Source organism: Arthrobacter halodurans, from assembly GCF_041877255.1.
GTDB classification, from domain to species: domain Bacteria; phylum Actinomycetota; class Actinomycetes; order Actinomycetales; family Micrococcaceae; genus Arthrobacter_N; species Arthrobacter_N halodurans.
Window position 1 is genome coordinate 56,843 of record NZ_JBHDLJ010000010.1, and the last position, 14,108, is coordinate 70,950.

General features: G+C 71.3%; 10 protein-coding genes and 1 tRNA gene. 8 read left to right on the plus strand and 3 right to left on the minus strand.

Translation table 11 applies throughout. The annotated features are described in order from the left end of the window. Position 1: 1 nt before the first annotated feature. From fdhD to ACETWP_RS12385, 4 genes are all read left to right on the plus strand, one after another. Positions 2 to 886, plus strand: a complete 885-nt coding sequence (gene fdhD / locus ACETWP_RS12370; protein WP_373972558.1) for a formate dehydrogenase accessory sulfurtransferase FdhD — start codon at positions 2 to 4, stop codon at positions 884 to 886. After that, entirely contained in the window at positions 883 to 3,210 is a 2,328-nt protein-coding gene (locus ACETWP_RS12375) for an FdhF/YdeP family oxidoreductase (protein ID WP_373972559.1), read from the plus strand. Before fdhD ends, ACETWP_RS12375 begins: the two co-directional genes overlap by 4 nt. A gap of 173 nt (positions 3,211 to 3,383) precedes the next feature. Then, positions 3,384 to 4,190 (plus strand): alpha/beta fold hydrolase, encoded by an 807-nt coding sequence (locus tag ACETWP_RS12380; protein ID WP_373972560.1) that lies wholly within the window; start codon positions 3,384 to 3,386, stop codon positions 4,188 to 4,190. 61 nt (positions 4,191 to 4,251) lie between these two features. Continuing rightward, positions 4,252 to 6,108 carry an ABC transporter ATP-binding protein gene (locus ACETWP_RS12385; protein WP_373972561.1) on the plus strand — a complete coding sequence of 619 codons (1,857 nt, stop codon included), beginning with the start codon at positions 4,252 to 4,254 and terminating at the stop codon, positions 6,106 to 6,108. On the opposite strand, the gene ACETWP_RS12390 is transcribed toward ACETWP_RS12385, so the two are convergent. Continuing rightward, positions 6,105 to 6,533 carry an NUDIX hydrolase gene (locus ACETWP_RS12390; protein WP_373972562.1) on the minus strand — a complete coding sequence of 143 codons (429 nt, stop codon included), beginning with the start codon at positions 6,531 to 6,533 and terminating at the stop codon, positions 6,105 to 6,107. The genes ACETWP_RS12385 and ACETWP_RS12390 overlap by 4 nt on opposite strands. A 231-nt stretch (positions 6,534 to 6,764) precedes the next feature. Here ACETWP_RS12390 and ACETWP_RS12395 point away from each other — a divergent pair, with 231 nt between their 5' ends. After that, positions 6,765 to 7,994: an ROK family transcriptional regulator gene (locus ACETWP_RS12395; protein WP_373972626.1), complete on the plus strand. Its 1,230-nt coding sequence runs from the start codon at positions 6,765 to 6,767 to the stop codon at positions 7,992 to 7,994. Positions 7,995 to 8,420: 426 nt separating this feature from the next. On the opposite strand, the gene ACETWP_RS12400 is transcribed toward ACETWP_RS12395, so the two are convergent. Together ACETWP_RS12400 and ACETWP_RS12405 are read right to left on the minus strand one after the other, a co-directional pair. After that, positions 8,421 to 8,497 (minus strand) — tRNA-Arg (locus ACETWP_RS12400). A 62-nt stretch (positions 8,498 to 8,559) separates the two neighbouring features. Then, positions 8,560 to 9,243, minus strand: a complete 684-nt coding sequence (locus tag ACETWP_RS12405) for a hypothetical protein (RefSeq protein WP_373972563.1) — start codon at positions 9,241 to 9,243, stop codon at positions 8,560 to 8,562. Between the two features lie 95 nt (positions 9,244 to 9,338). Between ACETWP_RS12405 and pcrA the strand changes: the two genes are divergently transcribed. The 3 genes from pcrA (at position 9,339) to sucD (ending at position 14,042) form a co-directional block, all read left to right on the plus strand. Continuing rightward, positions 9,339 to 11,750: a DNA helicase PcrA gene (pcrA, locus tag ACETWP_RS12410; RefSeq protein WP_373972564.1), complete on the plus strand. Its 2,412-nt coding sequence runs from the start codon at positions 9,339 to 9,341 to the stop codon at positions 11,748 to 11,750. Between the two features lie 190 nt (positions 11,751 to 11,940). Continuing rightward, positions 11,941 to 13,104 (plus strand): ADP-forming succinate--CoA ligase subunit beta, encoded by a 1,164-nt coding sequence (gene sucC, locus ACETWP_RS12415; protein ID WP_373972565.1) that lies wholly within the window; start codon positions 11,941 to 11,943, stop codon positions 13,102 to 13,104. A 17-nt stretch (positions 13,105 to 13,121) separates the two neighbouring features. Then, complete coding sequence (sucD, locus tag ACETWP_RS12420) at positions 13,122 to 14,042, plus strand: succinate--CoA ligase subunit alpha (protein WP_373972566.1); 921 nt, start codon at positions 13,122 to 13,124, stop codon at positions 14,040 to 14,042. Positions 14,043 to 14,108: the final 66 nt, after the last annotated feature.

Below are 14,108 nucleotides of genomic sequence, written 5' to 3' on the forward strand. Positions count from 1 at the left end.
CGTGGGACGGTTGACCCAACGCCGCCGCGTCGTCCGGCTGACCCTCGAGCACGGCCGACGTCCGCGCGAGGAGACCATGGCCGTCGAGGAGCCGCTCGAGATCCGGCTCGAGGGCCGCGTCTTCAGCGTCACCATGCGCACCCCGGGGCACGACTTCGACCTGGTCGCCGGCTTCCTGGTCGGCGAGGGCGTCGTGTGGGAGTCCGGTCACCTGCTCAGCCTGCGCTACTGCGCGGGGGAGGACGAGGAGGGCCGGCAGACGTTCAACGTCGTCGAGGCCCAGCTGGGTCCCGGCGCGGTCCCGCCGGACCCGTCCCTGGACCGGCACGTGTACACGTCCAGCTCCTGCGGCATCTGCGGGACCGCCTCCATCGACGCCGTCTCCAAGACGGTCCGCTTCCCCCTGGATCCCGCGGGCGGGCGGATGCGCCTGGAGACCCTGCTCGCCCTGCCGACGACGCTCCGCGAGCACCAGGCCCTGTTCGGCAAGTCCGGCGGGGTGCACGCGGCGGGGCTGTTCGGCCCGGACGGCACGCTGCTGTGCCTCCGCGAGGACGTCGGCCGGCACAACGCCGTGGACAAGGTCGTCGGGTGGGCCCTGCGCGAGGGCCGCCTTCCGCTGTCCGACACCGTGCTGCAGGTGTCCGGGCGCGCGTCGTTCGAACTCGTCCAGAAGGCCCGGCTGGCGGGGATCCCCGTGCTCACCGCCGTCGGCGCGCCGTCGTCGCTCGCCGTCGAGCTCGCGGACCGCGAGGGGCTGACCCTCGCCGGCTTCAGCCGGGGAAGCAGCGTCAACGTCTACACCCACCCCGACCGCATCCTGGCCCCCGCGCCGGACCCCGCGGCCGGGATCCCCACCACCAGCCAGCAGGGAAGTGCACCATGAAGCGCTCCGCGCCCGTCGAGGACATCAACGAGGACGACCTGCGGGTCCACGAGCCCAAGACGTCGGCCGCCGGGGTGAAGGCCGTCCTCGTCGCCATGGACCGCGGGCTGTCGCAGGCCGGGGTGAGCCGGACCGTGCGCTCCATGCTGCGCGTGAACCAGCGCCACGGCGTGGACTGCCCGGGCTGTGCCTGGCCGGAGTCGATCACGGGGGCGCGGAAGCCGGCGGAGTTCTGCGAGAACGGCGCCAAGGCCCTGGCCGAGGAGAACACGACCCGCACGGCCGACCCCGCGTGGTGGGCCGCCCACCCCATCGACGAGCTGCGCGGCAAGACCGAGTACTGGCTGGGCAACCAGGGGCGCATCACCGAGCCGATGATGATCCGCGAGGGGGAGACCCACTACGCGCCCGTGACCTGGGCCGAGGCGTTCTCCACGATCGCGGGCCACGTCAACGCCACGACGCCGGAGCGCTGCGTCTTCTACACCTCGGGCCGGACCGCCAACGAGACCGCGTTCCTGTACCAGCTCTTAGCCCGCAGCATCGGCACCAACAACCTGCCCGACTGCTCCAACATGTGCCACGAGTCCTCCGGCACCGCGATGAACCCCACGATCGGCATCGGCAAGGGGACGGTCTCGCTGGAGGACTTCGACCACGCGGAGCTGATCTTCGTCGTCGGCCAGAACCCCGGCACGAACCATCCGCGCATGCTCTCCGCGCTGGCGGACGCGCGGCGCCGGGGTGCCACGGTGGTCGCCGTGAACCCGCTGCCGGAGGCCGGACTGCTCAACTTCAAGGATCCGCAGTCGCTCATGGGGGCGGTCGGCAACGGCGAGACCATCGCCGACGAGTTCCTGCAGATCAAGGTCGGCGGCGACCTGGCGCTCTTCCAGGCGTTCGGCCATCTCCTCCTGCGCGAGGAGGAGCGGGTCCCCGGGTCCGTCGTCGACCGGGCTTTCGTCGACGCCCAGACCGACGGTTTCGAGGCCTACGCCGAGGCCCGGCGCGGCATCGACTGGGACGCCACGGAGGAGGCGACCGGGCTCTCGCGCCTGGAGATCGCCAAGATCGCCGGCCTGCTGGCGAAGTCCAAGGCGACGATCGTCTGCTGGGCGCTGGGCCTGACCCAGCAGCCGCACTCGGTGAACACGCTGCGCGAGATCATCAACCTGCTGCTGCTCCAGGGCAACTTCGGGAAGCCGGGCGCCGGGGCGTGCCCGGTGCGCGGGCACTCCAACGTGCAGGGCGACCGCACCATGGGCATCTGGGAGAAGCCGAGCGAGCGCCTGCTGGCCGCCCTCGACGCGGAGTTCGGCATCGCCAGCCCGCGCGCACACGGCTACGACTCCACCGAGACAGTCAAGGCGTTCGAGGATGGGGACGTGGACGTGTTCGTCTCCATGGGAGGGAACTTCTCGCTGGCCTGCTCGGACACCGAGGCCCTGGAGGCCGGCATGCGGCGCGCCGGGTTGACCGTGCACATCTCGACGAAGCCCAACCGCTCGCACGTGGTGCACGGGAAGACCTCCATCATCCTGCCCACGCTCGGACGCACCGACCGCGACGACAAGCACCCCGGCGGTCCGCAGTTCCTTTCCGTCGAGGACTCGATGTCCGTGGTGCACACGACCCAGGGCCGCCTGGCGCCGGTCTCCGACCACCTGCTCGCCGAACCGGTGATCGTCGCCCGCATGGCGCGGGCCGTCCTCGGCGAGGACCACCCGGTGGACTGGAAGGGGATGGCCGAGGACTACGACGCCATCCGCGACCACGTGTCCCGCGTGCTGCCCGGCTTCGAGGACTTCAACCGGCGGGTGCGCTCCAAGAACGGGTTTGTCCTGCCGAACCCGCCGCGCGACACGCGCACGTTCGCCACGGACATCGGCAAGGCGCGCTTCACCGTGAGCCCGCTGGAGTTCCTCACGCCGCCCGAGGGGCACCTGGTGCTGCAGACCCTGCGCAGCCACGACCAGTACAACACGACGTTCTACGGGCTCGACGACCGCTACCGCGGGATCTCCGGCGGCCGGCGGGTGGTCCTGGTCCACCCGGAGGACCTGCGGGCGCTGGGCCTGGCCGACCGCGAGCTCGTCGACGTCATCTCCACCTTCGGCGGCACCGAGCGGCGGGCCAACCGCTTCCGCCTGGTGTCCTACCCGACGGCGCGCGGCTGCGCGGCGGCGTACTTCCCGGAGGCGAACGCCCTGGTCCACCGCGGTCTGGTGGCCCGCGAGTCGAACACCCCGGGCTACAAGGCGATGATGGTGCGGTTCGTCCCGCACAGCCAGGAGCCCGGCAGCACGTTCGACGAGCGGCGCTGACCGGACGCGCCGCGGCCCGGACTCCGCGCGGGCTTTTCCGCGGCGTCCGCCGGGGCTAGCGTTGGAGGTGGCGTGGCGCGCCCGGGACCTTCTCCCGACCGTCGCCGCGCCGCGCAGTCCCGCCGCGCAGGACCACGGCGGCGCGCCCGGCAACCGCAGACCGTGGAGGACCCATGGACGACGCAGCAGCGGCCGGGTCCCCGGGCGCCGGGCACGCGCCGGGTTCCCCGCGGACCGTTGTCCTGTTGCCCGGCACCCTGGTGCCGGCCTCCTCGTACGACGCCGTGGCGGAGCCGCTGCTGGCGCGCGGCGCCTTCGAGCCGATCCCGTTGGAGTGGATGACCGAGGTCGCCGAGCCGACCCTGGCGAGCGTCGCCGCGCGGGTGGCCCGCGAGGTCGCGGACCGCGGGCACGGGCCGGCCATCGTCGTCGGGCACTCCACCGGTGGGGCGATCGCGGCCTTCACCGCGCTGGCCCACCCGGGGGCGGTCGCGGGGCTGGTGCTGATCGATTCCGGCCCGAACATGCGGACCCACAGCTCGATCCGCGACCTGCTCTCCGGCCTGCGCGGACCCGCCACCGAGGCGAAGTGGCGCGGCTACGCGTGGCTGAACATCGCCTCCGGGACGCCGGCGCAGCGCGACTACTGGATCCGCTCCATGGTGGAGTTCAGCCGCCGCGTGGGTCCGGGCCCGGCATTGTCCGTCCTGGAGAGCCAGTTCCGGACCGACTTCCTGGCGCCGCGGCGGGGCTCGGGCCTCCCGGCGGGCGGCGTCCCGGCCGCCGGGCTGCCCGTCGAGCTGCTGCACGGGGAACTGGACCCGAAGCGCCGGCCGGTCGACTCGCGGTCCTGGCAGGCGGTGTTCCCCGAGGCGGACTTCACCCTGGTGCCGGGATGCGGCCACACGCCGCCGCTGGAGGCGCCGGGCGCTGTCGTCGCCGCCGTCCGCCGCGTGGAGTTCCGGCTCCGTGGGGGATGAGCGCCCGGCGTAGGATGGTACGCCGGGGCGCGTGCCCCGACGCCAGAGGGAGCAGCACATCATGAGCATGGAACACGCCGCCTGGGGATCCCTATGGAACCTGTCGACGGCGAAGGGGCGGCAGTTCGCGCCGGGGACGGTGCGGCGCGTCGTGGACTTCGCCCGCCGGTACCAAGGGCGCCTGATCGCCTTCATCCTGGTCTCCGTCGTGTCGGCGGTGCTGGCGGTGGCCACGCCCGTGCTGGCCGGCCAGGTCGTCGACGCGATCGTCGCCGGCGGGCCCGTCCAGGCGGTCCTGCGGCTGGCCCTGCTGATCGCGCTCGTTGCGGTCGCGGAGGCCGGCGTCACGATCCTCATGCGCTGGCTGTCCTCCAGCCTGGGGGAGCAGGTCATCTACGACCTGCGGACCGAGGTCTTCGACCACGTCCAGCGCATGCCCATTGCGTTCTTCACCCGCACGCGCACCGGGGCGCTGGTCAGCCGGCTGAACAACGACGTCATCGGGGCGCAGTCCGCGTTCGCGGGGACGCTGTCCGGCGTCGTCAGCAACGCGGTCGCCCTCGCGCTGACCGCCGCCGTGATGCTTAGCACGTCGTGGCAGGTCACCGTGCTGTCGGTGCTGATGCTCCCGGTCTTCCTCATCCCGGCCCGGCGCATGGGCGCGACGCTGGCGCGGCTGCGCCGCGAGGCGGCGGACCACAACGCCACGATGGGCACGCAGATGACCGAACGCTTCTCGGCGCCCGGCGCGACGCTCGTGAAGCTCTTCGGCCGCCCGAGCGCCGAGTCCGCGGAGTTCGCGACGCGCGCCGCGCGGGTGCGGGACATCGGCGTGAAGATGGCCATGCGCCAATTCCTCTTTGTGACCGCCCTGACCCTCGTCGCGGCGCTGGCACTGGCACTCGTCTACGGGCTCGGCGGCGTCTACGCGCTGCGCGGGGAGCTTGCCCCCGGCGACGTCGTGACCCTGGCCCTCCTCCTGACGCGCCTGTACGCCCCGCTCACCGCGCTGGCGAACGCCCGCGTCGAGATCATGAGCGCGCTGGTCAGCTTCGACCGCGTCTTCGAGATCCTGGACCTCAAGCCGCTCATCGCCGAGAAGCCCGGCGCCCACCCGATCCCCGAGGGCCCGGTCTCCGTCCGCTTCCGCAACGTCCGCTTCGGCTACCCGAGCGCGGACAAGGTCTCGCTCGCCTCGCTGGAGGAGGTCGCGGTCCTCGACAGCCGGGGCGGCGAGGAGGTCCTGCACGGGATCGACTTCGAGGTCGAGGCGGGCAAGACCTACGCGCTGGTCGGATCCTCCGGCGCGGGCAAGTCCACCATCGCCCAGCTCCTGGCCCGCCTGTACGACGTCGACGAGGGCGCCGTGGAGCTCGCCGGGGTGGACGTCCGCGACACGACCTTCGACTCCATGCGCCACACGGTCGGCATGGTCACGCAGGACGGACACCTCTTCCACGAGACGATCGGCGCCAACCTGCGGTTGGCCGCGCCGGAGGCGTCCGAGGACGAGCTGTGGGACGCCCTGCGCCGCGCGCGGCTCGAGACGCTCGTGCGGTCGCTCCCGGACGGGCTCGACACGATGGTGGGCGAGCGCGGCTACCGGCTCTCCGGGGGCGAGCGCCAGCGCATGACGATCGCCCGGCTGCTGCTGGCGGCCCCGCGCGTCGTGGTCCTGGACGAGGCCACCGCGGCGCTGGACTCCACGAACGAGGCCGCGGTGCAGGCGGCGCTCGGGGAGGCGCTCGCGGGGCGCACCGCCGTGGTCATCGCGCACCGCCTGTCCACGGTCCGCTCGGCGGACGCCATCCTGGTGGTCGAGGACGGGCGCGTCGTCGAACGCGGCACGCACCCCGAGCTGCTGGCGGCCGGCGGGCGCTACTCCCAGCTCTACCGGACGCAGTTCGCCGACGCCTAGACGCGCGGCGCCCGGCCCCCGAAAGCCGCGCCCAGCAGGCCGGGGAGCACGTGATCGCGCAGCAGGGGGGCGATGTCCGGGCGGAGCAACGCGTCCGCGGGGCGCGCCCAGAGGAGCTCCTCGAGTTCCGCGGCGGCGCGGGGGACCCCGCGCACGGACGCGCCGAAGAGATGGGCCACGATCTCCGTGTCCGCCTCGTTCGCCGCGGGACCGGTCCACACGCCGAGGTCCTCCAGAAGGCCCGGGTCCAGGTCGAGTCCGGTCTCCTCGCGCACCTCGCGGACCGCGGCCTGGGCGGGGGACTCCCCGGGCTCCAGCTTGCCACCGGGCTGCATGAACATGCTGGTGCCGCGCTTGCGGGCCAGCAGGATGCGTCCCTCGTTGTCGAGGAGGCGGACGGCGGCGACGGTCAGGAAATCGGGCATGGATTTTAGCCTAGCAATCGCCCCGGCCGAAAGGGTTCGGGCCTCTATTGCGAAGTGAGGCGCCGGACGGGGGTTTTGTCGCGCCTGATCGCCGAGTTGCTCTGTAGGATGGCGTAACACTGGACCGCGCTACGCGCGGGCGGGAACGCGGGCCGGGGGGACGCGTGCAAGGAACGCCACACGGCACCATGCCGGGTGGCTCTCTGTACGATGCGAGACTCTGGAGTGAACATGCGGCGCGGCACCAATCTGGGGAGGCTTGGGGACTTCAACCAAGCGGTCATCTTCGAGTCGATCCGTCGCGCCAAGGACGGCATCAGCCGCGTGGAGCTCGCCGAATCCACCGGGTTGTCCCCGCAGACCATCTCCAACGTCGTGCGCCGCCTGATCGACGACTCCCTCATCCGCGAGGACCGCACGATCGTCTCCGGGCCTGGCAAGCCGCGCACCGTGCTCGAACTCGAGGCCGACCGCCTGTTTTCCATCGGCATCGACCTCGACCCGGGCGTCATCACCGCCGTCATGATGAACCTGCGCGGCGACGTCGTCGCGATCCGCCGCATCGAAACCCCGGACCTCGGCGTCCCGGAGGAGACCATCTCCCTCATGGCCGACGCCGTCGAGGAGCTCATCACCGAGGCGGGCCAGCCGCGCGAGCGCATCGTCGGGGTCGGCGTGGCCGCCCCCGGGCCGCTGGACCCGCGCGAGGGCGTCATCACCGGGCCGCCCCTGCTTGACGGATGGCGCAACGTGGAGATCGTCAAGCCGCTCGGCGCGCGCCTGGGGCTGCGCGTCATCCTCGAGAAGGACACCATCGCGGCGGCGCTAGCGGAGCTGTGGAGCGGGGACCACGACGGCGAGGGCCGGAACTTCGTCTGCGTGTACTTCGGCGCCGGCGTCGGCGTGGGCACCGTCCTCGGGGGCGAGGTCCTGCGCGGCGTGAGCAACAACGCCGGCGAGATCGGCCACTACTCCGTCGGCCGGGACAGCATCAACTGCGCCTGCGGCCGCACCGGCTGCCTGGCCGCGGCGATCGGCTTCGACAACGTCGCCCGCAAGGCGGAGGCGGCTGGCATCCCGCTGGACGTGCCCGCCACCCCGACCGTCGCCGAGCGTGCCATGGGCATGAACCGGCTCGTGGACCTGGCCCGGGACGGGAACGCCGCGGCCCTGGAGCTGCTGGGCGAGTGCAGCCGCAACGTGGCCGACATGGTCGCGCAGCTGGTCAACGCCCTGGACGTGGACACCGTCATCATGGGCGGCCCCGTGTGGGCCAGGGTCAACGACTTCTGCCTGGACCAGGTCAACGAGATCGTCAATGAGCGCTTCACCGCCAAGGCCATCCACGGGATCTCCGTCCTCAACTCGGCGCTCGGCGAGAACAACGCGGCGATCGGCGGCGCCTGCGCGGTGCTCGACACCACCCTGTCGCCCAAGGCGAGCGCCCTGCTGCTCCGGTAGCACCGCTACCCCGCCGCGACCCGTCAAACCGCGCGTCACATGGCCTTACCCGAGCGTCATGGAGGGCGCCGGGGACGTCACGGAGCCGACGCCGGGCGTCACGGGACGGGCACGCCCCGTCACCGTATGCCCATGAGTTGACATCCTAAGTCGATTGGATTTAGATAAACGCGTTGGTGTTGCGGCGACCGAGCTGCCCACCGCCGTGGATCGCGTGTCTCGAGTCCGCCGCGGCAGGTGGGAGAACGGCGGTTCGGCTGTCGGGGGACAGCGCCAATGCGGCCGTCGGCCGGGCGATGCGGAAGAGGATCAGTCAAGGGAGCCATCCGACTCTTCGCCCGGGCGGCGGCCCTTTGCGTCCGCGCACGCGGTCGGCCGGGGGGAGGGGGGCGGTGGGCCCCGGTCCGTGGGCCCGCCGAACTCTCGTGGTGCCCCTGACCGGAATCGAACCGATGGCCTACCCTTTAGGAGAGGGTCGCTCTATCCTACTGAGCTACAGGGGCGCGTCCCGCGGGGAGGACCCGCGGCGGACAGCAACCATACTAGCGCCCGCGCGGACCCGTTCTCACACGCGCGGGGAGGAAAGACCCTCGCCGGCCCACTTCCGCCGGAAGGTGGCGACGAACGAACGCACCAGGACGAAGGCCGCCACGGCGACCGTGGCCAGGAGCAACACCCAGCGTGTCACGGTCAGGAAGCTCGCGAGGGCCACGGCGGCCGGGTCCAGCGGACCCGTCAGGAGGGCCTCGATCGCCGCGTTCTCCCAGAGGTCGACGACGGCGAAGGCCATGGGCACGGACCAGAGGCCCCAGCGCAACGGGCCGCGCGCCACGTGCAGGTTGACGGCCAGCATGGTCACCAGCGCGAGGAACAGGGGGAACAGGAGTCCCGCCGTCTTGTGCACGTAGCTGAGCTGGCCGCGCGCGTCCTCGTCCATGGCCAGCCGCAGCATGTCGATGTAGCCGGCGTCGTAGCCGCCGATCAGCTGGTCCGGCATGGGAATGCCGAGCGACAGGTCCGTCATCTGGTTCAGCACCAGCAGGTGGTAGTACCAAAAGAGGAGCGCCGACGCGGCGAAGCCGGCCAGCAGGATGAGGTTTCCGTTGCCCGGCGCCTGCGCCCCCGCCCCCGCCTGGTCGGCCTGGGCCGGGGACTTCCCCGGGCCGGAGCGGGCCGGGTGCCCTTGGTGGCGTTTGGCCGCCGACGCGCGGCGGGACTTCGGGCGGCTGCGGGAGGACTTGTTCGACATGCGTCCATTATGCCGCCGGTGCCGGGATCCGGCCCGGCCGGCACGCGCCCGCGGGCCGGCCGGGCGCCGGCGCCGAACCGTAGACTGGTGGGACCATGGATTTCCTTTTCGACGACTTCTCCGCCCCGCCCAGCCGTCCCGCCCTCCCGGACGCCGCAGCCCTCCTCGAGGGGCTGAACCCGCAGCAGGAGCAGGCCGTCCGGCACGCGGGGACCCCTCTGCTGATCGTGGCCGGCGCCGGATCTGGCAAGACGCGCGTGCTCTCCCACCGCATCGCCTACCTCCTCGCCACGGGGCGGGCCCGCCCGCACGAGATCCTGGCCATCACCTTCACCAACAAGGCGGCCGCGGAGATGCGCGAACGCATCTCCGCGCTGGTCGGCCCCGACGCCGACCGCATGTGGATCTCCACCTTCCACTCGTCCTGCGTCAAGATCCTGCGCCGGGAGGCGCCCTCCGTGGGGCTGAAGTCCAACTTCTCCATCTACGACTCCGCGGACTCGCTGCGGCTCATCACGCTGGTCGCCAAGGGGCTGGACCTGGACCCGAAGAAGTTCGCGCCCAAGGCCATCCAGCACAAGATCTCGGCACTGAAGAACGAGCTCATCGACGACGAGGACTTCGCGGCCACCGTCGCCGGCGCCGACCCTTTCAGCACCGCGGTCGCGGAGGTCTACCGCGGCTACACGCAACGCCTGCGGCAGGCCAACGCCATGGACTTCGACGACCTCATCGGCCAGGTCGTCAACATCTTCCGCGCGTTCCCGGCCGTGGCGGACAGCTATCGCCGCCGCTTCCGCCACGTGATGGTCGACGAGTACCAGGACACCAACCACGCCCAGTACTCGCTGGTGCGCGAGCTGACCGGTCCCGACGGCCCAACGCCCGGCGGCGAGCTCACGGTCGTGGGCGACTCCGACCAGTCGATCTACGCGTTCCGCGGCGCGGACATCCGCAACATCGTCGAGTTCGCGAAGGACTACCCGGACGCCGAGACCATCAAGCTGGAGCAGAACTACCGCTCCACCCAGAACATCCTCAGCGCCGCGAACGCCGTGATCTCGCTGAACCCGGACCGGCCGGAGAAGCGGCTCTGGACGGCGGAGGGCGACGGGGCCAGGATCGTCGGCTACGTGGGGGAGTCCGAGCAGGACGAGGCACGCTGGATCGCCGACGAGATCCTGCGGCTGAACGACGACGAGGGCATCCGGCCCGGCGATGTCGCCGTGTTCTACCGGACCAACGCGCAGTCCCGGTCGCTCGAGGAGCAGCTGATGCGCGTGGACCTGAAGTACAAGGTCGTCGGGGGCACCCGGTTCTACGACCGCAAGGAGGTCAAGGACGCGCTGGCCTACCTGCGCGTGCTCGTGAACCCGGAGGACGACGTCAACGTGCGCCGCATCCTCAACGAACCCAAGCGCGGCATCGGCGACCGGGCCGAGTACGCCGTGGCCGCGCTCGCCCAGCGCGAGCGCATCTCCTTCATGGAGGCCCTGCGCAGGCCCGGGGACGCCCCGGGCCTGGCCACCCGCAGCGTCAAGGCGGTCGGCGCCTTCGTGGGGATCATCGACGACCTGTCCGTCGTCGCCGAGGGATCGGGCGCGGCCGCCTCCCTGGAGGCCGTGCTGGAACAGACCGGATACCTGGAGATGCTGCGCAAGAGCGAGGACCCGCAGGACGAGTCGCGCGTGGAGAACCTCGCCGAGCTCGTCGCCGTCGTGCGCGACTACGAGCGCGACAACCCCGAGGGCACCCTCGGCGGCTTCCTCGAGCAGGTCTCGCTGGTCGCCGACGCGGACTCCGTGCCCGAGGCCCCGACGGACGACGAGGGCGCCGAGATGGCCCGCCGGGAGGGGATGGTCACGCTCATGACCCTGCACACGGCCAAGGGGCTGGAGTTCCCCGTCGTCTTCCTCACGGGCATGGAGCACGGGATCTTCCCGCACCAGCGCTCCATGACGGACGCGAAGGAGCTCGCGGAGGAGCGCCGGCTCGCCTACGTGGGGCTGACCCGGGCCCGACGCCGGCTCTACGTCACCCGGGCCGAGTACCGCAGCCTGTGGGGCCAGTCGCAGTACAACCCGGCCAGCCAGTTCCTCGAGGAGATCCCCGCGCAGCTCGTGGACTGGAAGCGCGAGGGCGCCGTCCGCACGCCGCTGGGCGGCTTCGGCGGATCCCTGCGCAAGGACTACGCCACCAGCCGCTACGACAACGGCTCGCACTGGGGCGCCGGCGCGACCGCGTCCCCCGCGGGCGGCCGGCGCAGCGGGGACCCCGAGGGCGCCGCGTTGCGCACGGCCCCGACGGCGCGCGCCGCCGGCCGGGTGCAGCCGCAGAAGGAGGTCGTCGCGCTGTCGGTCGGGGATGCGGTGAGCCACACGACGTTCGGCAGCGGCGTGGTCCTGGCGCTGGAGGGAGCGGGCGACAAGACCGTGGCGAAGGTCAGGTTCGGCGGCGACGAGAAGCGCCTGCTGCTGCGTTATGCGCCCCTGACGAAGACCGGCTGACCGTGCCGCGCGCATACCCCGAAGCGTGACGTCTCTACAACTCGTAGAACTGTGCGCTTCCTCACGAAAGGGATAGTCTGAGCCCGGCGTCTTGCGCCCAGGGACTAAAGTTCCACTTGGAGCCCGTCGGGCCAGCAGTGCCGCTCGCTCCGAGTCAGAAACGACTTCGACGTAGAAGGACACCAAGCCCGTGGACCTGTATGAATACCAGGCGCGCGATTTGTTTGAGGCGCACGGAGTACCCGTGCTCGCCGGCATCGTTGCGTACACACCCGAAGAAGCCAAGGCAGCTGCAGAGAAGATCGGCGGCGTCGTCGTCGTCAAGGCGCAGGTGAAGGTCGGCGGCCGCGGTAAGGCCGGCGGCGTGAAGGTCGCCAAGAACGCCGACGAGGCCTTCGAGCACGCCTCCAACATCCTCGGTATGGACATCAAGGGCCACACCGTCAACAAGGTCATGATCGCGCAGGGCGCCGACATCGCCGAGGAGTACTACTTCTCCGTGCTGCTGGACCGCGCGAACCGCAACTACCTGGCCATGTGCTCGGTGGAGGGCGGCATGGAGATCGAGGAGCTCGCCGTGGAGCGCCCCGAGGCCCTCGCCAAGGTCGCCGTCGACCCCGCCGTGGGCATCGACCAGGCCAAGGCCGACGAGATCGTCGCCGCCGCGGGCTTCGCCCCCGAGCTGCGCGCGCAGGTCGCCGCCGCCATCGTGAAGCTCTGGGACGTCTTCCAGAAGGAGGACGCGACGCTGGTCGAGGTCAACCCGCTGGTGAAGACCGGCGCGGGCGAGATCGTGGCCCTCGACGGCAAGGTCTCGATCGACGAGAACGCCGCCTTCCGCCAGCCCGGCCACGCCGCGCTCGAGGACAAGGACGCCACCGATCCGCTCGAGGCCAAGGCCAAGGAGATGGACCTCAACTACGTCAAGCTCGACGGCCAGGTCGGCATCATCGGCAACGGCGCGGGGCTGGTCATGTCCACCCTGGACGTCGTCGCCTACGCCGGCGAGAAGCACGGCAACGTCAAGCCCGCGAACTTCCTGGACATCGGCGGCGGGGCCTCCGCCTCGGTCATGGCCGCCGGGTTGGACGTCATCCTCAACGACACGCAGGTCAAGAGCGTGTTCGTGAACGTCTTCGGCGGCATCACCGCGTGCGACGCCGTCGCCAACGGCATCGTCAAGGCCCTGGAGATCCTCGGCGAGAAGGCCACCAAGCCGCTGGTCGTCCGCCTCGACGGCAACAACGTCGACGAGGGCCGCCGCATCCTGCGCGAGGCCGGACACCCGCTGGTGACCCTGGCCACCACCATGGACGAAGGCGCCGACAAGGCCGCCGAACTGGCCAACAAGTAAAGGGACGGGATCACAGAATGTCTATCTTCCTGAACAAGGATTCCAAGGTCATCGTCCAGGGCATCACCGGCGGCGAGGGCTCCAAGCACACCGCCCGCATGCTGCACGCCGGCACCCAGATCGTCGGCGGCGTGAACGCCCGCAAGGCCGGCACCACGGTCACCCACGGCGCCAAGGAGATCACGGTCTTCGGCACGGTCCAGGAGGCCATGGCCGAGACCGGCGCCGACGTGTCGATCGTCTTCGTGCCGCCCGCCTTCACCAAGGACGCCGTCGTCGAGGCCATCGAGGCCGGCATCGGCCTCGTCGTGGTCATCACCGAGGGCGTGCCCGTGCAGGACGCCGCCGAGTTCTGGGCGCTCGCCCAGTCCAAGGTCGACGCCGACGGCAAGCAGGTCACCCGCATCATCGGCCCGAACTGCCCCGGCATCATCACCCCGGGCGAGTCGCTGGTCGGCATCACGCCGGCGAACATCACCGGCAAGGGCGGGGTGGGCCTGGTCTCCAAGTCCGGCACGCTGACCTACCAGATGATGTACGAGCTGCGCGACCTCGGCTTCTCCACCGCCATCGGCATCGGCGGCGACCCGATCATCGGCACCACCCACATCGACGCCCTCGCGGCGTTCGAGGCGGACCCGGACACCAAGGCGATCGTGATGATCGGCGAAATCGGCGGGGACGCCGAGGAGCGCGCCGCGGAGTTCATCAAGAACAACGTCACCAAGCCTGTCGTCGGCTACGTGGCCGGCTTCACCGCCCCGGAGGGCAAGACCATGGGCCACGCCGGCGCCATCGTCTCCGGTTCCTCCGGCACGGCGCAGGCCAAGAAGGAGGCCCTCGAGGCCGCGGGCGTCAAGGTCGGCAAGACCCCGTCCGAGACCGCGCACCTGCTGCGCGAGGTCTACCCGGAGCACGAGCCCGACTCGAACCTCTAGGAACCGCGGGCCCCTCGGGGCATGCACGACGGCGGCCGCCGCCTTCCCCCGGGAAGGCGGCGGCCG

Coding starts and splice junctions, on each gene's coding strand:
- ACETWP_RS12395 (WP_373972626.1), top strand. CDS start 6,765: ATGCGGCGCGGCACCAATCTGGGGAGGCTTGGGGACTTCAACCAAGCG.
- ACETWP_RS12390 (WP_373972562.1), bottom strand. CDS start 6,533: ATGCCCGATTTCCTGACCGTCGCCGCCGTCCGCCTCCTCGACAACGAG.
- sucD (WP_373972566.1), top strand. CDS start 13,122: ATGTCTATCTTCCTGAACAAGGATTCCAAGGTCATCGTCCAGGGCATC.
- ACETWP_RS12405 (WP_373972563.1), bottom strand. CDS start 9,243: ATGTCGAACAAGTCCTCCCGCAGCCGCCCGAAGTCCCGCCGCGCGTCG.
- ACETWP_RS12380 (WP_373972560.1), top strand. CDS start 3,384: ATGGACGACGCAGCAGCGGCCGGGTCCCCGGGCGCCGGGCACGCGCCG.
- ACETWP_RS12385 (WP_373972561.1), top strand. CDS start 4,252: ATGAGCATGGAACACGCCGCCTGGGGATCCCTATGGAACCTGTCGACG.
- ACETWP_RS12375 (WP_373972559.1), top strand. CDS start 883: ATGAAGCGCTCCGCGCCCGTCGAGGACATCAACGAGGACGACCTGCGG.
- pcrA (WP_373972564.1), top strand. CDS start 9,339: ATGGATTTCCTTTTCGACGACTTCTCCGCCCCGCCCAGCCGTCCCGCC.